This is a genomic window from Nocardia sp. JMUB6875 (genome assembly GCF_041154655.1).
GTDB lineage: Bacteria > Actinomycetota > Actinomycetes > Mycobacteriales > Mycobacteriaceae > Nocardia.
The window spans coordinates 1-22,524 of the sequence record NZ_BAAFGR010000136.1; the positions used below are offsets into that span (position 1 = coordinate 1).

Sequence of the window (22,524 nt, forward strand, 5' to 3'; positions counted from 1 at the left end):
GGATGGTGTGGACGGCGGTGGGGAAGGCGCCGATGCGGAGGGTGCGGGTGAGTTCGGTTCGGGTGGAGGCCAGTTCGGCTGTCGCCTGTTCCAGGACGGCGAGGATGGTTTCGGTGTGGGTGACCAGGCGCAGGGCGGCGGGGGTGAGGGCGACGCTGCGGCCGGTGCGGTCGAGGAGGGGGACTCCGGCTTCGCGTTCCAGGGCGGTGAGCTGCTGGGAGACGGCGGAGGGGGTGTAGGTCAGCGCTTCGGCGACCGCGGCGATGGTTTTGCGGTGGGCGAGTTCGCGGAGCAGGCGCAGGCGGCGGACGTCCAGCATCAGATGAGCTTACGCTCGCGGGAAGAAACGTGAAATAGACCTGACGCACGAGAACGGCCAGGCTGGTGGCATGACATTCACCGGCTTGTACGTGCCCCTGGTCACGCCCTTCACCGCCGCCGACGAGGTGGCGGGGAACGCCTTGGAAGCACTCGCCCACGAGGCTCTCGACGCGGGCGCCGCCGGGCTGGTCGCGCTCGGCACCACCGGCGAACCAACCACCCTGACCGCCGCCGAACAGGCCCGGGTCATCGATATCTGCGCAAACGTCTGCCGCGAGCGCGACGCCGCCCTGATCGTCGGCGCGGGCTCCAACGCCACCCGCGACTCCGTCCGCGCCCTCACCGCCCTCGACCCCCGCGCCACGGCAGCCCTCGCGGTCGTCCCGTACTACAACCGCCCCTCCGAAGCCGGTGTGGTGGAACACTTCCGAGCCCTCGCCGCCGCCAGCCCCGTCCCGGTGCTGATCTATCACATTCCCTACCGCACCTCCCGCACCCTGAGCGCCGAAACCCTGTGCCGCCTGGCCGAATTGCCGAATATCGCGGGCTTCAAATACACGGCGGGCGGCATCGACGACACCACGATCGCCTTCCTGAGCCGCCTGCCCGGGCACACCTCGATCCTGGCGGGCGACGATCTCTACGCCGCCCCGCTGCTCGCCCTGGGCGCCGCGGGCGCGATCCTCGCCTGCGCCAATGTCGATCCCGCCGCCTACGTCGACCTGGTCACCGCCTGGCTGGACGGCGATCTCCCGCGTGGCCGCGCCCTCGGCAACCGCCTGGCTCCCCTGGCCGCCGCCCTGTTCGCCGAGCCCAATCCCGTTGTTGTCAAGGCGGTTCTGGCCGCCCAAGGACGCATCCCCACCCCGAATGTCCGCCTGCCCCTGCTCCCGGCAAGCTCCGAGGCGCTGTCCGAAGCCCTGGCGGTCGTGTCCGCCCAGCGGCCCGGGATCCGGGTGTGATCCGACTCGCTGCGGTTCCAATGGCAGGATCGGGGGTGTGAACAAGCCCGACCCGCAGGTGGAAATCCTCGTCGATCTGGACGCCATCGCCCATAACGTGCGCATCCTGGCCGAGCACGCCGGAGACGCCGCGGTGATGGTCGTCGTGAAGGCGGACGGGTACAACCACGGAGCCGTCGAGGTGGCGCGCGCGGCGCTCGCGGCGGGCGCGCGCGAACTCGGCACCACCACGGCCGCCGAAGCGGTGGCGCTGCGGGCGGCCGGGATCACCGCCCCGATCCTGTGCTGGCTCAACACCTCCGACGCCGACTACGCGAGCGCCATCGCCGCCGACATCGAACTCGGCGTCTCCTCACTCGCGCAGCTGGAGGAGGTGGCCGCGGCCGCCCGGCAGCTGGGCCGGGTCGCCATCGTGAGCCTCAAGGTCGATACCGGCCTAAATCGCAACGGCATTCCCACCGCCGAATTCCCCGAGGTCCTCGACCTGCTCGCGCGGCTGGTCGCGGCGGGCACGGTGCGCTTCCGCGCCATCTTCTCCCACCTGGCGCTGGCCGACGAGCCCGCGCATCCGGTCAATGACATGCAGCGCCAACGCTTCCTCGACTTCATCGCCACCGCCAAGGAGCACGGCCTGGAGCCGGAACTGGTGCATCTGTCGAATTCCGCTGCCGCACTGACCCGTCCGGACCTCGCCTTCGACATGGTGCGCCCCGGTATCGCCGTGTACGGCCTGTCGCCGATCCCGGAGCTGTCCGATTTCGGCCTGCGCCCGGCCATGACCTTCCGCGCCCGGGTGCTGCGGGTGAAGCGGGTCGCCGCCGGTGAGGGCGTCTCCTACGGCCACGAGTGGATCGCCGAGCGCGACACCACGGTCGCCCTGGTCCCCGCCGGATACGCCGACGGCGTACCGCGTCCGCTGGGCGGCAAGTTCTCGGTGTGGGTGGGTGGCGCGCGCCATCCGCAGATCGGCCGGGTCTGCATGGACCAGATCGTGGTGGACCTGGGCGAGAACGAAGCCGGAGTCGCCGCGGGCGATGCCGCGGTGCTGTTCGGCGGTGAGCCCGGTCACCCGCACGCGGACGAGTGGGCGCGGGCGCTGGGCACCATCAACTACGAAATCGTGTGCGGCCCGCGCGGCCGCGTGGTGCGCACCCATCTCGGCGGTGACCGATGACCGAGCAGCGCATGCTCGCCACCGTCGAGGACACCGAGGCGCTGGGCCGCGAACTCGCCGACCAGCTGCAGGCCGGGGATCTGGTCATCCTGGACGGGCCGCTGGGCGCGGGCAAGACCGCGCTCACCCGCGGCATCGCGGCGGGGCTGGGCGTCGAAGGACGGGTCAGCTCACCGACTTTCATCATCGCCCGCCAGCATCGCGCCGGAACCCATCCGGGCGCGGTGGCGCTGGTGCACGTGGACGCGTACCGGCTCGGCGGGGATCTCGACGAGCTCGACGCCCTCGATCTGGACACCGATCTCGAGCACGCGGTCGTGGTGGTCGAATGGGGTCTGGGCGTGGCCGAACACCTGGCCGACCGCCACCTGCGGGTGCAGCTGCGCCGCGAACCGGAGTCGGATGTGCGCACCGCCGAATGGGAGTGGGTCGCCGCGAACTGATCGGCGCACCGGAAGGCACCTGATCCGCGAGTAAGTTCCCGCAGGCAGACACCACGCCGAGTGGGCTGTACCACCCGGTATCGTAAAGACAATCATGCTGATATTGGCTGTCGACACCGCGACCCCCGCCGTCACAGCGGGACTGGTGGAACTGGAACCGGCGCAACCCGGGTCGAACGCACCGCGCATCACCACGATCACCGCCAAGGTGACCGTGGACGCTCGCGCGCACAACGAGGTGCTGACCCCGCAGATTCTGGCCTGCCTGGCCGAATCCGGGCGCTCCCGTGCCGATATCGCCGCGGTCGTGGCCGGCATCGGGCCCGGACCGTTCACCGGACTGCGCGTCGGCATGGCCACCGCGGCCGCCTTCGGCGACGCGCTCGGCGTTCCGGTGTACGGGGTGTGCAGTCTGGACGCCATCGCCGCCGACACCGAGAGCTACCTGCGCGAGAGTTCCGAGCCGACCGAACTGCTGGTCGTCACCGATGCCCGCCGCCGCGAGGTGTACTGGGCGCGCTACCGCGCCACCGGCGCGGGCAACACCCTGGCCCGCGTCGAGGGTCCCGAGGTGAGCAAGCCCGCCGAACTGGATCAGGCCGCCGCCACCGTGATCGCCGGATCCGCCTCGCACGTCGACTATTTCGATCTGCCCGTGCTGCCGGTCGAGACGCCGTCCCCGCAGGGCCTGGTGCAGGTCGCCGCCCGCGACATCCTCGCCGGAGCGGTCCCGGAGCCGCTGGTCCCTTTGTATCTGCGCCGCCCCGACGCGGTGGAGAAGAGTTACGCGCAGGTGGGCCGATGACCATCCGCATCGAACCGATGCGGCCGGCCGACGTCTCCCGCTGCGCCGAACTCGAGCAGGTGCTCTTCCCGGAGGACGATCCCTGGCACGAGGTTTCGTTCCTCTCGGAGCTGGCCGGACCGCACAACCGCTACATCACCGCGCGCGACCGCGAGGGCCGCATGGTCGGCTATGCCGGAATCGCGCTGCTGGGCAATGACGAACACCCCGAGGCCGAGATCCACACCATCGGCGTCGATCCGGCCGACCATCGGCGCGGCATCGGCACGCTGCTGCTGGAGGCCCTGCTGCTGGAGGCCGGACGCCGCGGCGGCCCGGTGTTCCTCGAGGTCCGCACCGACAACGCGCCCGCCATCACGCTGTACGAGAAGCACGGCTTCCACATCATCGGCCTGCGCAAGAACTACTACCAGCCCAGCGGGGCCGACGCCTACACCATGCGCCGTCCCGCCATGGCCGGGTTCTCGCAGGACGGATTCACCACCGACGCCGAGGTCTCGTCATGATCGTCATGGGTATCGAAAGCTCCTGCGACGAAACGGGAGTCGGCATCGTGCGCCGATTGCCCGACGGCTCTTGCGAACTGCTCGCCGACGAGGTCGCCTCCAGCGTGGACCAGCACGCCCGCTTCGGCGGCGTGGTGCCCGAGATCGCCTCGCGCGCACACCTCGAGGCCATCGTGCCCGCCATGCGCCGGGCGCTGGCCGCGGCCGGGATCAGCAAGCCCGACGCGCTCGCCGTCACCATCGGCCCGGGTCTGGCCGGTGCGCTGCTGGTCGGCGTCGCGGCCGCGAAAGCCTATGCGGCGGCGTGGGATATCCCCTTCTACGCGCTCAATCACCTCGGCGGGCACGTGGCCGTGGACACCCTCGAGCACGGGCCCATGCCCCCGGCGGTCGCGCTGCTGGTGTCGGGCGGGCACACGCATCTGCTGCAGGTCACCGATCTGGCGCAGCCCATCGTCGAACTGGGCAGCACCGTCGATGATGCCGCGGGCGAGGCCTTCGACAAGGTGGCGCGCCTGCTCGGCCTCGGCTACCCGGGTGGCCCGGTGCTGGATGCCATTGCCGCCGATGGCGATCCGCACGCCATCGCCTTCCCGCGCGGTATGACCGGTCCCCGCGACGCGCGCCACGACTTCTCCTTCTCCGGCCTCAAGACCGCCGTCGCCCGCTATGTCGAAGCGGCACAACGTGAGGGCCGCGAACTGCCCATCCCGGATATCGCCGCGTCCTTCCAGGAAGCGGTCGCCGATGTGCTGACCATGAAGGCCGTGCGCGCCGCCCAGGACATCGGCGTCGACACCCTGGTGCTCGGCGGCGGCGCGACTGCCAACTCCCGCATCCGCTCGATGGCCGAAGAGCGTTGCGGCGCCGCGGGTATCACCCTGCGCGTCCCCAAGCCGCGCCTGTGCACGGACAACGGCGTCATGATCGCCACCCTCGGCGCACACGTGATCGCCGGTGGCGCACGGCCTTCCGCGCTGACGGTGGCGACGGACCCGGGGCTCCCGGTCTCCACCAGCTACCTGTAGACCGACCCCGGATACGCGACCGCGACCGGGAGTCGAGGCTCCGGTCGCGGCGAGTAGATGTTCTCTGAAGCTAGTCGGTCGGTCGGACCAGGGTTGTCGTGCCGGTCCCGGAACCCGAATTCGTGTGCGAGCGAGGCGAAGGCGAGACCTTCGGCTCCGATTCGACGGGCGGCAGGGTGGTGCCGAGCAGCGGACCCAGCAGCCGGGGCAGGTCCGCGGGGAACGGGATCTGGGGTAGGTCCGGATCCGGGCGCAGCGGCGGCTGCTGCGCGGTGGTCGACGAGGGCAGCGTGGGAACGCCGGTGGCCGAACCGGTTTGGGTGGGCGGCACGGCCGGGCTGGTGCGATTGCCGTTGGGGCTGGTCGCGCCGCTGGTCGGACCGGTCGACGGGTTGGTCGAGGGCGTCGGCTGCTGCGGACCGGTCGTGGTGGGGGAGTAGTGCGTGTTCTGCGGTTCGGGCACCACGAATTCCTTGACGCCGTAACCGATGATCAGCCCGACCACCACGATCGCCCCGGCCAGCGTGCCCGCCAGCTTGGTGAAGGTGCCGATCGGCGCGTCCGAACCCAGGCCGATCACCGGGAACGCGCTCGGCGTCGTCGAATCCGCCACCAGCGCCGCGCCCTTCGCGATCGCGGCCTCCGGCTCCGGCACGGTCACCACCGGCACGTCGAGCTGACGCTCCAGCCCGACCACCATGATCGGCACGTTCGCGCCGCCGCCGATCACCGCGACCGCCTCCGGGAATTTCGGGGCTCGCGCGAACACCCCGCGCGCGAACACCGCCAGTTCCCGGAGCAGATCGGCGACGATCTCCTCGAAATCCACCCGGGTCAGCTTGAGCGGCTGCCCGGCCACATGGTCGATGGTGACGGCCGGAACGACCGACAGATGCTCCTTGGCCGCACGACTGCGATTGAGCAGGATGCCGCGGTTGGGCCGGATGCCGCGGCGCGAGAGATGGCAGTCCAGCAGGTGCTGCAGGATCAGCTCGTCGATGGCGTTGCCGCCGATGGCGTTGGTGCGCTCGGAACGCAGCACGGTGTCGTCGGCGTGATCGGCCACGGTGACCGTGGTGCCGGTAGCGCCGATATCGATGACCGCGACCGTGTCCCAGCGGTCCAGCAGGCCCGTGTGCCGCAGATAAGCCAGGGCCGCGGTGCTTTCCGGGATGAGATGGACGCCGTGGCGCTGACGGCCGATGGCGGACCGGATGATCTGGGCCTGCTCCCGGTCCCGATAGGCGACGGCGATGTCGCCGGGCGGGGCGGGTTCGGGCTCGTGATGGCCGGTGGTCCGTGCGACCGGATGCGCGCCGACCGGATGCACCACATCGCGCGGGATCTGGGTGGTCATCAGCTCGATGGAGGACGCCACCAGGTCACCGAGGTCGGAGTGGGCCGTATCGGCCGTCACGACCCGGTAGTCGAAGTTCTGGGCGCCGTTGGGCGCGGTGGCGACCGTCGCCGAGCACACCACCTCGCTCCCGGCCGAAATGCCGAGGGATGTTCGCATGTTCACCTCCCTTCGAGCGGATGGTCCGGGTGGAGACGACCATCTCGAACGGACTCCGGACGCGCCCGATGGGTTGCAGGCGTTTCCGAGCTACGGATCGCGGCGGGACCTTGTCCGATGGGGCATCCGGACCTGCCACTGATCACTTGCGGTCTTGCTCTCTTCTCGAGCCCGCGCGGAGGGTGACCGCACGGTTAGCGGGGTGAAGCAGTTGTGTAACTCTCGACGGCGCGCGCGTGATGAGACCGATTCGGTCTCGCCGCGTGGCCGTCGTCAATGGTGTCACAATCCGTTATCCGAACGTTACAGATTTTCGGATTTCTTTGGAAGCCCTCAGATTCCCGGGGCCGTCGTGTCGGCGAGTCGCTCTGTCCAGCGGAGTTACCGGCCTTGTCCAGCGACGTTACGGGTAACGCGCGGTGGCAGGTAGCAGTACCGGGCCTTGAGCGCTGGCACTCACGTGTATAGAGTGCTAGGAGGCGCCGGGTTAGTGCTGAGGTGCCAGCTGATGACCACTACGCAGGGGTCCCGGCACCCGCGACGACGGGGCTGATTGCGCAGGGTCACACAAGACCGAAACCGTGAGTCCGGGGAACAGCCCCGGGCGCGAAGAATCCCCTGAAAGTGGAGGGCTCAACGTGGCGAGCGTGAACATCAAGCCGCTCGAGGACAAGATCCTCGTCCAGGCCAACGAGGCCGAAACCACCACCGCCTCCGGCCTGGTCATTCCCGACACGGCGAAGGAGAAGCCCCAGGAGGGCACCGTCATCGCCGTCGGCCCCGGCCGCTGGGACGAGGACGGCGAGAAGCGCATCCCGCTCGACGTCAAGGAAGGCGACGTCGTCATCTACAGCAAGTACGGCGGCACCGAGATCAAGTACAACGGCTCCGAGTACCTGATCCTCTCGGCCCGCGACCTGCTGGCTGTCGTCACCAAGTAAGGGACGCACCAACTCTCGGGGCTCTGAGGGGGCTTCGGCCCCCGAACCCCCGGATTTCCGCCCCGGAGTCGTAGCTGCCCATACAGCAATTCGGCCCCGGGGCGGAGTGTGTTCCGGCCCAACTCATTTCAGGAGTAGGTAAATGGCAAAGCAGATCGAGTTCGACGAGAAGGCTCGTCGGGCCATGGAGCGCGGCGTCGACAAGCTCGCCGACGCCGTCAAGGTCACCCTGGGCCCGCGTGGCCGGCATGTCGTGCTGGCCAAGGCCTTCGGCGGGCCGACCGTCACCAACGACGGTGTCACCATCGCCCGCGACATCGACCTCGAGGACCCGTTCGAGAACCTGGGCGCGCAGCTGGTCAAGAGCGTCGCCACCAAGACCAACGATGTCGCCGGCGACGGCACCACCACCGCGACCGTGCTGGCGCAGGCGCTCATCAAGGGCGGCCTGAAGAACATCGCCGCGGGCGCGAACCCGATGACCCTGGGCAAGGGCATGAGCAAGGCCGCCGACGCCGTCGCCGCCGCCCTGCACGCCGCCGCCACCCCGGTCGACGGCGAGAAGGCCATCGCGCAGGTCGCCACCGTGTCCTCGCGTGACGAGGAGATCGGCGCGCTGGTCGCCCAGGCGCTGACCAAGGTCGGCAAGGACGGCGTCGTCACCATCGAGGAGTCCTCGGGTCTGCAGACCGAGGTCGTCATCACCGAGGGCGTGCAGTTCGACAAGGGCTACCTGTCCCCGTACTTCGTCACCGACCCGGAGACCATGCAGGCGGTCTACGAGGACGCGTGGATCCTGCTGAACCGCGAGAAGATCTCGTCGCTGCCGGATCTGCTGCCGCTGCTCGAGAAGATCGCGGAGTCCGGCAAGCCGGTCGTGATCATCGCCGAGGACGTCGACGGCGAGGCGCTGTCCACCCTCGTGGTCAACGCCATCCGCAAGACCCTCAAGGTGGTCGCGGTGAAGGCCCCGTTCTTCGGTGACCGCCGCAAGGCGTTCCTCGACGACCTGGGCATCGTCACCGGCGGCACCGTGGTCAACCCCGACCTGGGCATCACCCTGCGCGAGGCCGGCCTGGACGTGCTGGGCAAGGCCCGCCGCGTCGTGGTCACCAAGGACGAGACCACCATCGTCGAGGGCGCGGGCTCGCAGGCCGACATCGACGGCCGGGTCGCGCAGCTGCGCAAGGAGATCGAGAGCACCGACTCCGACTGGGACCGCGAGAAGCTGGAAGAGCGCCTGGCCAAGCTGGCCGGCGGCGTCGCCGTCATCAAGGTCGGCGCGGCCACCGAGACCGAGCTCAAGGAGCGCAAGTACCGCGTGGAGGACGCCGTGTCGTCCGCCAAGGCCGCGGTCGCCGAGGGCATCGTCCCCGGCGGCGGCACCGCCCTGGTCCAGGCCGCCGCGACCCTGAACGAGCTGCGCGACTCGCTCTCCGGCGACGAGGCGGTCGGCGTCGAGGTCGTGCGCCAGGCCCTGCTGGCCCCGCTGTTCTGGATCGCCAGCAACGCGGGCGTCGACGGCGCGGTCGTGGTCTCCAAGGTCACCGACGGCAAGGACGGCTTCAACGCCGCCACCCTCAGCTACGGCGACCTGGTCGCCGAGGGCGTCATCGACCCGGTCAAGGTCACCCGCTCGGCCGTCGAGAACGCCACCTCGGTGGCGCGCATGGTCCTCACCACCGAGTCGGCCATCGTCGACAAGCCGGTCGAAGAGGCCGCCGACGCGCACCACGGCCACTCGCACTAGGCCGAATCCCGGCTGACCCCAGCCGAACCCGAGGCCCCCGGACGGATTCCCGTCCGGGGGCCTCGTCGTAGATGGCGGAACCGTCAGCGGGTGGGGGTGGGTGCCGGGGTCAGCCAGTGGGAGCCGATGGGCTTGGAGATCACGAACGGAGGCGCGGGAGGATAGTGCGACGGCCGGTCCACGACGGGGTCGGTGAACACGATCACGCCGCCGATGATGAGTGCGAGAGTTGCGGTGGCGCCGAGTGCGAAGCGCACCGGGTGGCGCTCGGAGAAGCTGCGCGGCGGTGGCGGCGGCGGGATCAAGAAGACTCGGGGAAGTGGCATATCGGGCGATCCGATCCTGAGGCGGCATGAATTCTCATGGCGCGCACGGGGTTCTGCTGGTCGGATCGCCCGGTGTGCAACGGGTGTTACGGGCAAAGCTCGCGTCTAAAACCGGTCAGGCGACCTGAATCGGAGGCATGCGAAAAGTGCAGCGGGGGCTGCGGCTTGCCTCGACTGCTTCTCGGTTGGGGTTTCAGGGGCTCGCCCCTGAGAGTTTCGAGAGTTGGCTAATCGCGGACGGGCTGGTTGGTGCGGCCGTTGCCGTGGTGGAAATGGGTGGGGGGGCGGTGAATGGCGGTCGGCGGGGGTGGATCTGTAGCTATCGCGGCGAGAAGACGGTCGCGGAGGGCGGGCGGTGGCGTTGCGGCCAGCGTCGACGCGGCCAGCGCGAGCGCTTCTCGGGTCTGCTGCACTTCCTGGTTGAAGGCGGCGCGCAGTACCGAATCGTCGGTATCCAATATCTCCGCCACTGCGCGCTGATCTTCGTCGCCGATCGATCCGAGCGCGACAGTGTGCGCGAGATCGATCTGGCTTTCGTTCATCTCACGTCACTCCCAAACTTTTCTTGAGTCGTGTCAGGCCATCCCGTATACGGGACTTAACGGTAGGTAACCCTACGCCCAGATATGCCGCTACCTCGGCATATGTGCGCCCACCGAAGTAGGCGAGGGAGATGGCTTCCCGTTGTGTCTCGGTCAACGTGGCCAGGCCGGCGAGTACCGCCTGCTGCTCCAGCCGTCGTCCGACTTCTTCGGTGACCTCATCGAATTCGTTACCGAGAGTGCTGGTGCCGTAGGCGACTTCGCGTTGCGCGTGCGCCTGCTCGGCACGGACTCTGTCGACCGCGCGTCTATGGGCCAGCGTCATCAGCCAGGTGACCGCCGAGCCCTTGTTCGGGTCGAAATTGGATGCCGTACGCCAGATCTGGAGATAGACCTCCTGCGTGGTCTCCTCCGCGTATCCCGGATCGTGTAGCACGCGTAGGACCAGGCCGAAGACTCGAGCGCTGGTGCGGTCGTACAGCTCGGCGAACGCCTGCTGATCCGACTGCCCGCAACGTTCGAGAAGTGCGGCGAGTTCGAGACTTTCGGCTGCGCGCGCCGTCACCGCAGAGTTCACGCTCGGTGTTTCCACCCGTCCGTCCCTCGAACTCTGGAACGAGTCGCCCTCTGCGGCAGGCGGCCGCGTTGTCACAACGCTCCGTTCTGTGTCATCGGCCACGAGGGTAGCGTGCCGCTATGACCTCCTCTCGGGTGGGGGTATCGGCAAAGCGACTGTGGCACAGCGGTTTTCCGTTTTGCACCGAAACGCCGCAATCGTGGCATGAAAGACACGCCGGGGCGCGCGGGGCAACACCGGCGCCCGCCAAGCGGTGCCGAGTGTTTGCTAGACATTCGGCACGCCTACGCGGACGGATGGGAAAAATCTCGAGCCGACCCCGCCGCCCGTATCAGCGACACCGCTGGTGAACACCAGTCACGCGGGTTTGCTCGCGGACCGGGACAACCCGGTCCGCAAGCCCGATGGACGACTGGGCAAGCGCCCGAACCGAACCCACCGCCCCGGATCTCCGAGCGTCCGGATTCGCGTAAAGGGGTCTAGTCGAAAGGGGTTCCGGGGGAAGCCCCTGAGAGTCCGAGCGTTGGCCGGCTACGCGACGACGCGGCGGCGGGTGCGGCGCGCGTGCAGCTCGCGCTCGGTCTCGGACATGCCGCCCCAGATGCCGTAGGGCTCACTGACCTTGAGCGCGTGCGAGCGGCAGTGCAGCAGCACCGGGCAGCTCTTGCAGATTTCCTTGGCGCGCAGCTCGCGCTGTGAGCGCGCCCGGCCGCGTTCGCCGTCGGGATGGAAGAACACCGACGAGTCCTGGCCGCGGCAGGAACCGCGCATTTGCCAATCCCATACGTCGGCGTTCGGACCAGGGAGGTGGGTCGGCATGGGCATGGTGAACTCCTTGTGGTGCGAGCTCGTCGGCATTGTCGAGCGGTGCTGGTGGCAAACAGGTGGCCGCATCGCCGTGGCCCGGCGATCGCACTTCATTGGCTCCGCAATTCAACGCGACGCCAACGATGGCGATGTCGTACGTTAGGTCGAACAACGAAATCGAGTCAATAGCCACATTCCGCTCGAGCCTAATACCAGCGCATTAGAGAATTAACATCCTCTCTATTTACAAACCGGCCTCGTTGTGGTGATACTGTTCGGTTGCCCAGGAGCGTGACCAGCCTGTGATAGCCCATCCGACTCGTCGAATCTCCTGGTCGCAGCCCATTTTCGAGCGTCAATACCTGTCGCGCGATCTATGCAAGCATCGCGATCAGAGTGATCTCAGCCATTGGACAACTCGCGCTGAGTAGGGTAGAGATGGCCGCTTCGAGGCGTTCAGGTTAATAGCGCGAAACGCCATACGAATTCCTAACGGGCGTGCTAGCGGATAGCGAGAACAGATTTACGGAGTGGAAACACAAAGCCACTTGTGAATGCTGATAGTTAGCTGCGGAAGTGTGATATGGCAGCTGCCCTCACTTGCCCGCGCGCTGGTTAGAGTGCGGCTGTGCCTGTGCTCGAAGTGAACTCCGAACTCGCCGACGCCGCCTTCGGCGCCGCGCCCGAACGCGCTGCCATCGGGTTGCCCACAGCGGCGGACGCCCACGAATCCTGGCTGCGGGCGGTCGCGCTGGGCGGTACCGGGCGCTATGCGGCCGCGCGCGCCGAACTCGCCCGCGCCCGCCGCGCCACCACCGATCCGGTCCTGCTGTCGTTCACCCACAGCACTGAGGCCTCCCTACTGCGCCAGCTCGGCTGGCACAGTCACGCCGCTGGCGTGGATGGCCGCGCCCTCGCGCTGGTGCTGCCGGCCCCCGGCGGCCGGGCCCGGATCCCGGCCGCGACGTCCGCCGATATCCGTCGCGCCGAGGCGGTTTGCGACGCGTTGACCGGCCTCGCCGCCGATGCCCTCGGCACCCTCCGCCCGGCGCTTGCCGCCCGGCTGCTGAACCGTTGCCGAGAACACCTGGACAGTCATCTCGCGGGCCTCGACAGTGCGTGGCGGCCGCGCCTGCGCCTGCACTGGGTGTCTGCCGAGACCGCGCTGTCCGCGCCCGGCTCCGGACTGATCTCCGCGCCCCCGGTCAACCCCGCTGCCGAGGCGCCGGAGCCCACCGCCGATCCGGCCCTGGCCCACGCCGAGGCCGCGGTGGCGCTCGCCGAAAACTCGCCCTCGCTGCGGCATCTAGTCAAATCCCGGCTACTGCTGGCCGCCGCCAGCGCCGCCGCCGGTGATCTCGACCGATCCCGCGCTCTCGCAACCGAAGTCGATCGCGCTTGTCGCGAACACGAGCTGCTACCCCTGCGCTGGGCCTGCGCCATGCTCCGCTCGGGTGTCGAACCCGCCGGTGACGGAATCGAAGTCGCCGCCGAGTGCGCCCGGTTGCTGGATGCTCGCGGTGGGCGATTGCGTTCGGCGAGCGAGGTTCTCGGCCGTCCCTGAGGGGTCCCGGGGACTTCCCTGAGTCGTCCCCGAGAAGGACCCCGTAACGCCTGGCATGAATGCGCCAGCCGCTATTGTTGGACCGTTCCGCCCCTCCGCGGAAGCACCGGCCCTCCCGCCGCCGTGCCCTCTCGTAAACGCCAGGAACAGCTCTGACGATGAACAACACGGGTGAGGAGTTGGATCCCGCTGTCGTCGCTGCCGCAGCGCAGGGCGACCGGGCGGCCCTTTCCCAGGTACTTGTGAGCATCCGCCCCCTGGTGGTGCGGTATTGCCGTGCGCGTATCGGAGCGGCCGAACGTGGCCAGCTCTCCGCTGACGACGTTGCGCAGGAGGTTTGTCTGGCCGTTATGACCGCCCTCCCCAGGTATCAGGATCAGGGTCGGCCGTTCATGGCTTTCGTCTACGGCATCGCCTCGCACAAGGTCGCAGACGCCCACAGAAATTCCGCCCGTAACAAGGCGGACGCCATGGCCGAAGTACCGGATGTCATATCCACCGACCAGGGGCCGGAGCAGCGAGCTCTCGAATCCGAAACGAGCCGACAGATGAACGCTCTGTTGGCGACTTTGCCGGAGAAGCATCGGGAAATCCTGATCCTGCGCTTGGTCATGGGTCTGTCGGCTGAAGAAACCGCAGTCGCCGTGGGCAGTACGGCGGGTGCTATACGAGTCGCCCAGCACCGGGCACTCGCGAAACTCAAGTCTCAAGTGGCGAGGGCAGGTGAAATGTATGGCTAGGGATGGCGAGCGCGGTCGGGGCGACTGGAAGGCGCGACCTGGATCGCAGAACAGCGGTCCCTACGCCGAGGCGTCCGGTGATACCGGGCCGGTGGACATCGCCGCGGTGCGACGCGACGATGCGCTGATCGACGCCATCTCCGGCGACGGTCCCGTCCAGACGGGCACCTCGGAGGAATATCAGCTCGCGGCCCTGTTGGCGGACTGGCGTGCGGAAATCATGGCCGAGCCGTTGCCGGCCGGACCGGACCTGGATGCCATTGTCGCAGCGGTCAATCAAGAGATCGGCGCTCGGCAGGCGAGGATCGGTGCGTCGAAACGGGGGCGACTACGGCTGGTTCGTCCGCTGCTGGGTGCTGCGGCGGCTGCGGCGCTGATCCTCGGCGGTCTGACGGCCTTCTCCTACAACGCCGGCCCCGGCGATCCGCTGTGGCGGGTCAAGGAGGTCGTGTTCAGCGAGCAGGCGCAGTCCACCGTGGTGGCACGGGCGGACGACAGCCTGGAGCAGGCGAAGGAGTATCTGGCGCAGGACAAGCCCGAAGAGGCGAAGAAGGCGCTGGAGAAGGCGGCCGCAAACGCGTCCGACGTCAACGACTCCTCCAAGAAGGACGTCCTGACCGATCGCTGGCAGCAGCTGTTCGTGCAGTTGCAGCAGGCGGCGCCGGATGTCGCCAAGACGATCGAGTCGCTGGCGCCGACCACCACCAAGGTGCCGGTCGTGACGACCACGCCGAATGCGCCGGTGACCGCGCCGCCGTCCACGGATGGCTCGCCGTCGGCGTCCGTCGATCCGCGCGTGCTCGCGACCAATCCGAACCAGGAGCCGAATCCGACTACGGGCGGCGGGGTTTCGACGCTGCCGACCGCGCCGCCGGTGACAACCGTTCCGACGCAACCGTCTTCGGAGCCCACCGAACCGGCGACCCCGCCGACCGGTGGCCCGGCGACCACGACCGCGGTGGTTCCGACCGGTGGCAATACCGGTGGCGGAACCACCGCCGGTGGCACGCCGCCGGTGCAACCGTCGGCGGACCATGTGTCCCCGGCGGTCCCGGTCGTCCCGACCACGCTCAACCTGCCGTCCGGTGGCCTCGTGGTGCCGACGCACTAGCTCCACCAGCTTCACCCGATCGCCCTGCGGCGGTCGGTTTCTCATGAGGTCTCTCATGAACTGAAACCGGCCCCGCGGGCGTGCGGCGGACATACGAGAAGGGCCCGCATCCTCGGGATGCGGGCCCTTCTCGAATTGTCAGACGTCGAACCCGTCGAAGCCGTCGCCGTGCAGCGCCTCGTTCATCGAGGCATCCGCGTAGCCGCGGCAGTAATCCCAGGTGACGTACGCCTCGGGCGTCGGGTCGTAGGCGGGCTCGTGCGGGCGCACCGTGCCGTCCACCAATAGCTGGAGGAGGTTGGCGCGCAACATGTCCCAGTCGTGGTAGTGATCCTGTCGACAGTCCTCGCAGCTGACCACCAGGCCGCGGATGCCGCGGTGGGCCAGCAGTGCCTCGTAGACGGCGAGATCGGCGAGATCCTCTTCGACCGCTAGGCGCTCGTGAGGATCCAGCGGCTCCCCCGGCTCGATGGCATCGAGCGCGGCCGACGGGTCGGAGGGGTCTCCGGCGAACGGATCCGGCGGCAAGCCAGGTGGTAGATGGTCACGCACAGTCCCACGGTACGCAGAACCACCCCTTGTGCGCCAGCGCTGAAGGGGATTTGCCCTCACTTCGCTGGTGGCGGAGCACACAGTGATGTCGTGGCAGTCGACACACTAATGGCATAGCCGACAAACCGCAGCGGTTGTGGTGGTTGCGACAGGGCGGTAGAGGCCGGTGAGGCTGTGCCGTCGGGGCCGCTGAGGCGGGGTCGGGCGGATGCGGTCCGGAATTCGCGGACCGATACCATGGTTCATCAAAGGCCGGGTGGTAAACGCCAGGCATTGCCATTCATCCACGCGTCCGTCGGTGCCCGGTCCGGCGGACGATGCCGAGGCCAGGAGGGGTCGATCCGAATGAGCAGTCCCGTGACGGGCGAACGAAACACGTCCCGCCCCCATACGGGTGGAGACGATCCCAACAAGATCGCCATGCTCGGCCTCACCTTCGACGATGTGCTGCTGCTGCCCGCGGCCTCGGACCTGATCCCGAGCTCCGTCGACACCTCCAGCAAGCTGACCCGCGACATCTCGCTGCGCACCCCGCTGGTGAGTTCGGCCATGGACACCGTCACCGAGGCGCGCATGGCCATCGCCATGGCGCGGGCGGGCGGAATGGGTGTGCTGCACCGCAATCTGTCGATCGAGGCGCAGGCCGCGCAGGCCGAGACCGTGAAGCGGTCCGAGGCCGGCATGGTGACCGATCCGGTCACCTGTCGCCCCGATGACACCCTCGCCGAGGTCGACGCCATGTGCGCGCGCTTCCGCATCTCCGGTCTGCCGGTGGTGGACGACAGAGGCATTCTGATCGGCATCATCACCAATCGCGATATGCGCTTCGAGGTCGACCAGGACCGCAAGGTCCAGGAGGTGATGACCCCCGCGCCGCTGATCACCGCGCAGGAGGGTGTCACCGCCGAGGCCGCGCTGGGCCTGCTGCGCCGCCACAAGATCGAGAAGCTGCCGATCGTGGACGGCTCGGGCAAGCTGCGCGGGCTCATCACGGTCAAGGACTTCGTCAAGACCGAGCAGTACCCGAACGCCACCAAGGACCGCGACGGGCGACTGCTCGTGGGCGCGGCCGTCGGTGTCGGCGAGGACGCCTGGAACCGGGCCATGACGCTGGCCGAGGTCGGCGTGGACGTGCTCATCGTGGACACCGCGCACGGCCACCAGTCCGGTGTGCTGCAGATGGTTTCCAAGATCAAGGCCGAGGTCGGCGACCGGGTGCAGATCGTGGGCGGCAATGTCGCGACCCGCGCCGGCGCGCTGGCGCTGGTCGAAGCCGGCGTGGACGCGGTGAAGGTGGGTGTGGGCCCCGGCTCCATCTGCACCACCCGCGTGGTCGCCGGTGTCGGCGCGCCGCAGATCACCGCGATTCTCGAGGCCACCGCGGCGTGCAAGCCGCACGGTGTGCCGGTCATCGCCGACGGCGGCGTGCAGTACTCCGGTGACATCGCCAAGGCCATCGCGGCCGGTGCGTCGACCGTCATGCTCGGCTCGCTGCTGGCCGGCACCGCCGAGTCGCCGGGCGATCTGATCCTGGTGGGCGGCAAGCAGTTCAAGAGCTACCGCGGCATGGGTTCGCTGGGCGCCATGCAGGGCCGCGGCGAGGCCAAGTCCTACTCCAAGGACCGCTACTTCCAGGACGACGTGCTGTCGGAGAAGAAGCTGGTGCCCGAGGGCATCGAGGGCCGGGTGCCGTTCCGCGGCCCGCTGGACCAGGTGATCCACCAGCTGGTCGGCGGTCTCCGCGCGGCCATGGGTTACACCGGCGCGCAGACCATTCCGGATCTGCAGGCGGCCCAGTTCGTGCAGATCACGGCGGCGGGCCTGAAGGAGTCGCACCCGCACGACATCACCATGACCGTCGAGGCTCCCAACTACACCACTCGTTCGTAGCCGGACCGAACCGGTTCGCGCAGTGCCGCGGACCGGTTTTGTCATGTCTGGCAATCGGACTCGAAAGGACTGAAACACGATGCGCGATATGGTCGAGATCGGCATGGGCCGGACGGCTCGGCGCACCTACGAGCTGGACGATATCGACATCGTGCCCTCGCGGCGGACCCGCTCGTCGAAGCAGGTTTCGCTGGCGTGGCAGCTGGACGCGTACCGCTTCGAGATCCCCTTCCTGGCGCACCCGACCGACGCGCTGGTGTCGCCGTCGTTCGCCATCGAGCTGGGCAAGGCCGGCGGGCTGGGCGTCATCAACGGTGAGGGCCTGTGGGCCCGGCACGCCGATGTGGACGCCAAGATCCAGCGGCTGACCGAGATCGCGGAGAAGGAGGGAACCGAGGCGGCCGTCGCGGCGCTGCAGGAGCTGCACGCCGCGCCCATGCAGCCGGATCTGCTGGCCGCCGCGGTCGCGCAGGTGCGTGCCGCCGGTGTCACCACCGCGGTGCGGGTCAGCCCGCAGAACGCGCGGGCGCTGACCCCGGCGCTGGTGCAGGCGGGCATCGACCTGCTGGTCGTGCACGGCACCATCATCTCCGCCGAGCACGTGGGCGACGGAGAGCCGTTGAACCTCAAGACCTTCATCGCCGAGCTGGATGTGCCGGTGGTCGCGGGCGGCGTGTCCGATCACCGCACCGCGCTGCACCTGATGCGCACCGGCGCGGCCGGTGTCATCGTCGGCTACGGCTCGATGCAGGGCGCCACCACCACCGGTGAGGTGCTGGGCATCGGCGTGCCCATGGCCACCGCCATCGCCGACGCCGCGGCCGCGCGCCGCGACTACCTCGACGAGACCGGCGGCCGCTACGTGCACGTCATCGCCGACGGCGAGACGCTGACCTCCGGCCACGTCGCCAAGGCCATCGCCTGCGGTGCGGACGCGGTCATGCTGGGCGTGCCGCTGGCCATGGCCCAGGAGACCCCGGGCAACGGCTGGTACTGGCCCTCGGCCGCCGCCCACCCGTCCGTCCCGCGCGGCGCGGTGCTCCCGTACGCCATCGACGAGGAGCGCGTGCCCCTGGCCCAGGTCCTCAACGGCCCCTCCAACGACCCGTTCGGCTCGCTGAATCTCGTTGGCGGCCTCCGCCGTTCGATGGCCAAGACCGGCTACTGCGACCTCAAGGAATTCCAAAAGGTCGGTTTGAACGTCCGCGGCTGAGCGAAGACCCTGAAGCGCGCCCTTGTGCATTCACCCGAATGCACAAGGGCGCGAGTCGTATCCGGGGTCAGCGGCTGCCGGGGCGGGCGCTGAAGTCGCGGACGGGCGGTATCGCCAAGTCTCGGATGAATTCTCGGACGGCGGTGTTCACCGCTACCGGGTGGGTCATGTTGACCGTTTGGCGGGCGCCCTCGATTTCGACGTAGCGGGCGTTGGGGAGGCGGTCGGCCAGTTCGCGGGCGTGGGAGCGGGGGACGCCGGAGCGGGTGGGGTGGATGACCAAAGTGGGGCAGGTGATTTCGGGTAGTCGGTCCAGGACGGAGTCGCGGTTGAGGAGGGCGCCGGCGGCCACCTCGGTGGCATTGGGGTCGCGGGCGAGCCAGCGTTTCACCCAGACGGCGCGGTACCAGTCGTCATCGCCGATGAGCCACCGGGCGAGGTATTCGGCGAGGGCCGGACGGGGGCCGTCTTCGTACCATTTGTCCAGAAACTTACGGGCATTGGTGAGTTCGGCGGTGGTGGGCTCGTGCGCCTCGCTGGCGAGCAGGACGAGGGCGGACACCCGGTCGGGGGCGAGCAGCGCGGTGCGCAGGGCGATGAAGCCGCCCTGCGAAATCCCGCCCACCACGGCGCGTTCCACGCCGAGCTGATCCAATACGGTCAGCGCGTCCCGGGCGGAGGTCCAGTAGGTGAACGGCAGCCCCTCGTCTCGGGTGCGGCCGTGCCCGCGCGCGTCCCAGGTCACGATCCGGAAATCCGGAGTCAGCGCCGCCTGTTGCGACGCGAACATCGTTCGGTCCATGAGGAATTCGTGCCCCAGCAACACAACCGGACCTTCGCCCCCGCTGTCCTCGTAGTGGATCTCTGCATCGATCGCACGGGCGAATGGCACGAGGTAGAGGATAGCCAGGCTCACTGACAAACTGTCGAGCTTTCCTGTCCACCGCCCCAGTCGGTGTCGCTGGACCCTGCCGAAGGGCCGTGTGGAAGGGAGCCGGAAGTCCCTATCCAAGACACCTCGGACCCGAATACCGTCCCCGTGCCACCACTTCCGGGCCGGACGGCAACCGCTCTCGAGGCCGCGGCGTAAACCGGCCCGGGGTGATGGTCCAAGTGTGGGGCGTACGGTGCGCGTGGCCTTGTGCGATTGGGGGTTGTGCCCGGAGGCGATGTGTCCTATATCGCTCCGTAGACTGTGCCGGTGGCAGAAACCCAGCGACCAGTCCTTGTCGTCGACTTCGGCGCGCAGTACGCGCAGCTGATCGCGCGCCGGGTGCGCGAAGCGAGCGTGTATTCCGAAGTGGTTCCGCACTCGATCACCGTGGAGGAGATCGCGGAGAAGAAGCCGCTCGCGGTGATCCTCTCCGGCGGGCCGAGCAGCGTGTACGCCGAGGGCGCGCCGCAGCTGGACGCGCGGCTGTTCGATCTGGAGGTGCCGGTCTTCGGCATCTGCTACGGCTTCCAGGCCATGGCGCAGGCGCTCGGCGGGACCGTGGCGCACACCGGAACCCGTGAGTACGGGCGCACCGAGCTGAGCGTCGACGGCGGCATCCTGCACGGCGGCCTGCCGACCCGGCAGCCGGTGTGGATGAGCCACGGCGACGCCGTCACCGACGCCCCCAAGGGCTTCGAGGTGACCGCGACCTCCGCGGGCGCGCCGGTCGCCGCGTTCGAGGATCGGGCGCGCAAGCTCGCGGGCGTGCAGTACCACCCGGAGGTGCTGCACTCGCCACACGGCCAGCAGGTGCTGAGCCGGTTCCTGCACGAGATCGCCGGGATTCCGGGCGCGTGGACCGCGTCCAATATCGCCGAGGCGCTGATCAACCAGGTGCGCGAGCAGGTCGGAGACGGGCACGCCATCTGCGGTCTGTCCGGCGGCGTGGATTCCGCGGTCGCCGCCGCGCTGGTGCAGCGGGCCATCGGTGACCGCCTCACCTGTGTGTTCGTCGATCACGGTCTGCTGCGCGCGGGTGAGCGCGAGCAGGTGCAGCGGGATTTCGTCGCCGCGACCGGGGCCAAGCTGGTCACCGTCGACGCGGTCGACAAATTCCTGGGTGAGCTGAAGGGCGTCACCGATCCGGAGGAGAAGCGCAAGATCATCGGCCGGGAGTTCATCCGGTCGTTCGAGGACGCGGTCTCCGAGGTGGTCGGCGAGCAGGGCGAGACCAAGGTCGAGTTCCTGGTCCAGGGCACGCTGTACCCGGATGTCGTCGAGTCCGGCGGCGGCGCGGGCACCGCGAACATCAAGTCGCACCACAATGTCGGCGGCCTGCCGGACGATCTGGAGTTCGCTCTGGTCGAGCCGCTGCGGCTGCTGTTCAAGGACGAGGTGCGCGCGGTCGGCCGCGAGCTGGGGCTGCCCGAGGAAATCGTTGCGCGCCAGCCGTTCCCGGGTCCGGGTCTGGCCATCCGCATCATCGGCGAGGTCACCCATGACCGGCTGGAACTGCTGCGCCAGGCCGATGCCATCGCGCGCGAGGAGCTGACGGCCGCCGGTCTGGACAAGTCGATCTGGCAGTGCCCCGTGGTGTTGCTGGCCGAAGTCCGCAGCGTCGGCGTGCAGGGCGACGGCCGCACCTACGGTCATCCGATCGTGCTGCGCCCGGTCTCGTCCGAGGACGCCATGACCGCGGACTGGACCCGGCTGCCCTACGAGGTGCTGGAGCGCATCTCGACCCGCATCACCAACGAGGTGGCGGAGGTCAACCGCGTGGTGCTCGACGTGACGAGCAAGCCGCCGGGCACCATCGAGTGGGAGTGACGGCCTCCCAATGATTTACGAAGGCCCCGCACCTGAGGTGCGGGGCCTTCGTCCTTCCCGGAGGGCAGTCCGGGAAGGGGATGCGCTGTCCCGGCGAGGGGGAGGGGCAGCGCGGGTCGGCGTCAGTCGCGGTTCTTCTTCGGGGTGAGCACCAGGACGATTCCGACGACTATGGCGGCGATGACGACGATCCAGCCGAGGGACAGGCCACCGGAGACGGGCCAGGAGCTCGGGCCGACGAAGGCCCACACGCTCACCCCGAGGCCGAGCATTCCGGCCAGCAGCAGGGAGAAGGACGGCCGGCGGTTCTTGTTCTCGTTCTCAGCCACGGTTCACCTCCGCGTTTCCCATCTGCACGTCGACGGTCAGGTTCAGGACGGGACCCGTTGCCGGGCCGGACATTCCGCTCAGGCAGTTCGAATCGCCCATGCGGACCTTGCAGGTCGTGTTCACGCGCAGGTTCGGGGGCAGGATCACGCGGGCGTCGCCCATGCGCACCTTCACCGCGACCGCGCGGTCCTCGGTCAGCTGCAGTTTGCTCAGGTCGAGGGTGCCCGAGCCCATCGAGACGTGGTATTCCGGCAGCAGCTCGGAAGTCGTTGCGGCGGCCCACTTGTGGTCGCCCATCGCGCCCTCGTCAAACTGGATCGGGCCGATCAGCGAGGCCAGGATGACGAAGCCGGCCAGCGGGGCCAGCAGCACCATGAGGCCGTGGCCGCGGCGCAGGAACGCGCCGACGATGAGCCCGAGCGCGATCACGGCCAGGGCGGCGGCTCCGATGCGGCCCGGAGTCATCCACTCCACACCCGACGCGGCCGCGGAACCCGCCGCGGCGGCGGCCAGGATCGCGAGCCCGATGGTGACCGCGGTCAGCCGGGAGCGCGGGCGGCGCGCGGGCGCCTGGACGGCGCTCTGCTGGACCGGAACACCCGGTTCGGGGAGCTCCCAGGCCAGCGGGGCCACGCCGAGCGGATCCCAGCCGGGCGGGGTGGGGC

23 protein-coding genes and 1 pseudogene are annotated in these 22,524 nt (G+C 68.9%); 14 read left to right on the plus strand and 10 right to left on the minus strand.

The genetic code is table 11. The features are described from left to right. On the minus strand, positions 1-319 hold a 319-nt coding region (locus tag ACAM49_RS28945; RefSeq protein ID WP_369638718.1), incomplete at its 3' end, for a LysR family transcriptional regulator. Positions 320-389: 70 nt separating this feature from the next. On the opposite strand from ACAM49_RS28945, the gene dapA reads away from it, so the two are divergent. The 6 genes from dapA to tsaD all read left to right on the plus strand — a co-directional run bounded on the left by dapA (position 390) and on the right by tsaD (position 5,239). Further along, positions 390-1,283, plus strand: a complete 894-nt coding sequence (gene dapA / locus ACAM49_RS28950) for a 4-hydroxy-tetrahydrodipicolinate synthase (protein WP_369638719.1) — start codon at positions 390-392, stop codon at positions 1,281-1,283. A 37-nt stretch (positions 1,284-1,320) separates the two neighbouring features. Then, the gene (gene alr, locus ACAM49_RS28955) at positions 1,321-2,457 is read left to right on the plus strand and encodes an alanine racemase (RefSeq protein WP_369638720.1); all 1,137 of its coding nucleotides are present in this window, start codon (positions 1,321-1,323) and stop codon (positions 2,455-2,457) included. Further along, the gene (gene tsaE / locus ACAM49_RS28960) at positions 2,454-2,900 is read left to right on the plus strand and encodes a tRNA (adenosine(37)-N6)-threonylcarbamoyltransferase complex ATPase subunit type 1 TsaE (protein WP_369638721.1); all 447 of its coding nucleotides are present in this window, start codon (positions 2,454-2,456) and stop codon (positions 2,898-2,900) included. The genes alr and tsaE overlap by 4 nt, the downstream gene beginning before the upstream one ends. 94 nt (positions 2,901-2,994) lie before the next feature. Next, positions 2,995-3,705, plus strand: a complete 711-nt coding sequence (gene tsaB / locus ACAM49_RS28965; protein ID WP_369638722.1) for a tRNA (adenosine(37)-N6)-threonylcarbamoyltransferase complex dimerization subunit type 1 TsaB — start codon at positions 2,995-2,997, stop codon at positions 3,703-3,705. Continuing rightward, entirely contained in the window at positions 3,702-4,211 is a 510-nt protein-coding gene (gene rimI, locus ACAM49_RS28970) for a ribosomal protein S18-alanine N-acetyltransferase (RefSeq protein ID WP_369638723.1), read from the plus strand. Before tsaB ends, rimI begins: the two co-directional genes overlap by 4 nt. After that, on the plus strand, positions 4,208-5,239 hold the full coding sequence (gene tsaD / locus ACAM49_RS28975; RefSeq protein WP_369638724.1) for a tRNA (adenosine(37)-N6)-threonylcarbamoyltransferase complex transferase subunit TsaD: 1,032 nt from the start codon (positions 4,208-4,210) through the stop codon (positions 5,237-5,239). The genes rimI and tsaD overlap by 4 nt, the downstream gene beginning before the upstream one ends. Before the next feature lie 70 nt (positions 5,240-5,309). On the opposite strand, the gene ACAM49_RS28980 is transcribed toward tsaD, so the two are convergent. Further along, positions 5,310-6,755 (minus strand): Hsp70 family protein, encoded by a 1,446-nt coding sequence (locus ACAM49_RS28980; RefSeq protein ID WP_369638725.1) that lies wholly within the window; start codon positions 6,753-6,755, stop codon positions 5,310-5,312. Positions 6,756-7,393: 638 nt separating this feature from the next. Between ACAM49_RS28980 and groES the strand changes: the two genes are divergently transcribed. Both groES and groL read left to right on the plus strand, forming a co-directional pair. After that, positions 7,394-7,696, plus strand: coding sequence for a co-chaperone GroES (groES, locus tag ACAM49_RS28985; RefSeq protein WP_033086015.1), 303 nt, complete (start codon positions 7,394-7,396; stop codon positions 7,694-7,696). A gap of 142 nt (positions 7,697-7,838) precedes the next feature. Further along, the gene (gene groL, locus ACAM49_RS28990; protein ID WP_369638726.1) at positions 7,839-9,446 is read left to right on the plus strand and encodes a chaperonin GroEL; all 1,608 of its coding nucleotides are present in this window, start codon (positions 7,839-7,841) and stop codon (positions 9,444-9,446) included. Positions 9,447-9,529: 83 nt separating this feature from the next. Here groL and ACAM49_RS28995 read toward each other — a convergent pair whose 3' ends face one another. The 4 genes from ACAM49_RS28995 to ACAM49_RS29010 form a co-directional block, all read right to left on the minus strand. After that, positions 9,530-9,772, minus strand: coding sequence for a hypothetical protein (locus ACAM49_RS28995; protein WP_369638727.1), 243 nt, complete (start codon positions 9,770-9,772; stop codon positions 9,530-9,532). A gap of 227 nt (positions 9,773-9,999) precedes the next feature. Further along, positions 10,000-10,314, minus strand: a complete 315-nt coding sequence (locus tag ACAM49_RS29000; protein ID WP_369638728.1) for a hypothetical protein — start codon at positions 10,312-10,314, stop codon at positions 10,000-10,002. Between the two features lies 1 nt (position 10,315). After that, positions 10,316-10,891 (minus strand): sigma-70 family RNA polymerase sigma factor, encoded by a 576-nt coding sequence (locus ACAM49_RS29005; protein WP_040804653.1) that lies wholly within the window; start codon positions 10,889-10,891, stop codon positions 10,316-10,318. A 531-nt stretch (positions 10,892-11,422) separates the two neighbouring features. Further along, complete coding sequence (locus tag ACAM49_RS29010) at positions 11,423-11,716, minus strand: WhiB family transcriptional regulator (RefSeq protein ID WP_040804713.1); 294 nt, start codon at positions 11,714-11,716, stop codon at positions 11,423-11,425. 610 nt (positions 11,717-12,326) lie between these two features. Between ACAM49_RS29010 and ACAM49_RS29015 the strand changes: the two genes are divergently transcribed. The 3 genes from ACAM49_RS29015 to ACAM49_RS29025 all read left to right on the plus strand — a co-directional run bounded on the left by ACAM49_RS29015 (position 12,327) and on the right by ACAM49_RS29025 (position 15,113). Further along, complete coding sequence (locus ACAM49_RS29015) at positions 12,327-13,262, plus strand: hypothetical protein (protein WP_369638729.1); 936 nt, start codon at positions 12,327-12,329, stop codon at positions 13,260-13,262. A gap of 158 nt (positions 13,263-13,420) precedes the next feature. After that, positions 13,421-14,002, plus strand: coding sequence for a sigma-70 family RNA polymerase sigma factor (locus tag ACAM49_RS29020; RefSeq protein ID WP_040804659.1), 582 nt, complete (start codon positions 13,421-13,423; stop codon positions 14,000-14,002). Further along, positions 13,995-15,113: an anti-sigma-D factor RsdA gene (locus ACAM49_RS29025; protein WP_369638730.1), complete on the plus strand. Its 1,119-nt coding sequence runs from the start codon at positions 13,995-13,997 to the stop codon at positions 15,111-15,113. The genes ACAM49_RS29020 and ACAM49_RS29025 overlap by 8 nt, the downstream gene beginning before the upstream one ends. A gap of 138 nt (positions 15,114-15,251) precedes the next feature. On the opposite strand, the gene ACAM49_RS29030 is transcribed toward ACAM49_RS29025, so the two are convergent. Continuing rightward, positions 15,252-15,665 (minus strand): DUF5319 domain-containing protein, encoded by a 414-nt coding sequence (locus ACAM49_RS29030; protein WP_029923780.1) that lies wholly within the window; start codon positions 15,663-15,665, stop codon positions 15,252-15,254. A 345-nt stretch (positions 15,666-16,010) separates the two neighbouring features. Between ACAM49_RS29030 and guaB the strand changes: the two genes are divergently transcribed. After that, positions 16,011-17,555, plus strand: coding sequence for an IMP dehydrogenase (guaB, locus tag ACAM49_RS29035; protein ID WP_369638731.1), 1,545 nt, complete (start codon positions 16,011-16,013; stop codon positions 17,553-17,555). Positions 17,556-17,634: 79 nt separating this feature from the next. After that, positions 17,635-18,768, plus strand: a complete 1,134-nt coding sequence (locus ACAM49_RS29040; RefSeq protein ID WP_369638732.1) for a GuaB3 family IMP dehydrogenase-related protein — start codon at positions 17,635-17,637, stop codon at positions 18,766-18,768. A gap of 67 nt (positions 18,769-18,835) precedes the next feature. On the opposite strand, the gene ACAM49_RS29045 is transcribed toward ACAM49_RS29040, so the two are convergent. After that, entirely contained in the window at positions 18,836-19,660 is an 825-nt protein-coding gene (locus ACAM49_RS29045) for an alpha/beta fold hydrolase (protein WP_369638733.1), read from the minus strand. A gap of 309 nt (positions 19,661-19,969) precedes the next feature. On the opposite strand from ACAM49_RS29045, the gene guaA reads away from it, so the two are divergent. Continuing rightward, positions 19,970-21,529 (plus strand): glutamine-hydrolyzing GMP synthase, encoded by a 1,560-nt coding sequence (guaA, locus tag ACAM49_RS29050; protein WP_369638734.1) that lies wholly within the window; start codon positions 19,970-19,972, stop codon positions 21,527-21,529. A gap of 122 nt (positions 21,530-21,651) precedes the next feature. On the opposite strand, the gene ACAM49_RS29055 is transcribed toward guaA, so the two are convergent. Continuing rightward, complete coding sequence (locus ACAM49_RS29055; RefSeq protein ID WP_369638735.1) at positions 21,652-21,858, minus strand: hypothetical protein; 207 nt, start codon at positions 21,856-21,858, stop codon at positions 21,652-21,654. Next, positions 21,851-22,524: pseudogene (locus ACAM49_RS29060) on the minus strand (PspC family transcriptional regulator); the annotation flags it as partial. The gene ACAM49_RS29055 and the pseudogene ACAM49_RS29060, both read right to left, overlap by 8 nt.

What these genes read in the sequence shown, in the direction of transcription:
- tsaE (WP_369638721.1), top strand. Translation starts at nt 2,454, where the DNA reads ATGACCGAGCAGCGCATGCTCGCCACCGTCGAGGACACCGAGGCGCTG.
- ACAM49_RS29000 (WP_369638728.1), bottom strand. Translation starts at nt 10,314, where the DNA reads ATGAACGAAAGCCAGATCGATCTCGCGCACACTGTCGCGCTCGGATCG.
- ACAM49_RS28980 (WP_369638725.1), bottom strand. Translation starts at nt 6,755, where the DNA reads ATGCGAACATCCCTCGGCATTTCGGCCGGGAGCGAGGTGGTGTGCTCG.
- groL (WP_369638726.1), top strand. Translation starts at nt 7,839, where the DNA reads ATGGCAAAGCAGATCGAGTTCGACGAGAAGGCTCGTCGGGCCATGGAG.
- ACAM49_RS29025 (WP_369638730.1), top strand. Translation starts at nt 13,995, where the DNA reads ATGGCTAGGGATGGCGAGCGCGGTCGGGGCGACTGGAAGGCGCGACCT.
- ACAM49_RS28995 (WP_369638727.1), bottom strand. Translation starts at nt 9,772, where the DNA reads ATGCCACTTCCCCGAGTCTTCTTGATCCCGCCGCCGCCACCGCCGCGC.
- tsaD (WP_369638724.1), top strand. Translation starts at nt 4,208, where the DNA reads ATGATCGTCATGGGTATCGAAAGCTCCTGCGACGAAACGGGAGTCGGC.
- dapA (WP_369638719.1), top strand. Translation starts at nt 390, where the DNA reads ATGACATTCACCGGCTTGTACGTGCCCCTGGTCACGCCCTTCACCGCC.
- guaB (WP_369638731.1), top strand. Translation starts at nt 16,011, where the DNA reads ATGAGCAGTCCCGTGACGGGCGAACGAAACACGTCCCGCCCCCATACG.
- rimI (WP_369638723.1), top strand. Translation starts at nt 3,702, where the DNA reads ATGACCATCCGCATCGAACCGATGCGGCCGGCCGACGTCTCCCGCTGC.
- ACAM49_RS29040 (WP_369638732.1), top strand. Translation starts at nt 17,635, where the DNA reads ATGCGCGATATGGTCGAGATCGGCATGGGCCGGACGGCTCGGCGCACC.
- ACAM49_RS29010 (WP_040804713.1), bottom strand. Translation starts at nt 11,716, where the DNA reads ATGCCCATGCCGACCCACCTCCCTGGTCCGAACGCCGACGTATGGGAT.
- ACAM49_RS29020 (WP_040804659.1), top strand. Translation starts at nt 13,421, where the DNA reads ATGAACAACACGGGTGAGGAGTTGGATCCCGCTGTCGTCGCTGCCGCA.
- tsaB (WP_369638722.1), top strand. Translation starts at nt 2,995, where the DNA reads ATGCTGATATTGGCTGTCGACACCGCGACCCCCGCCGTCACAGCGGGA.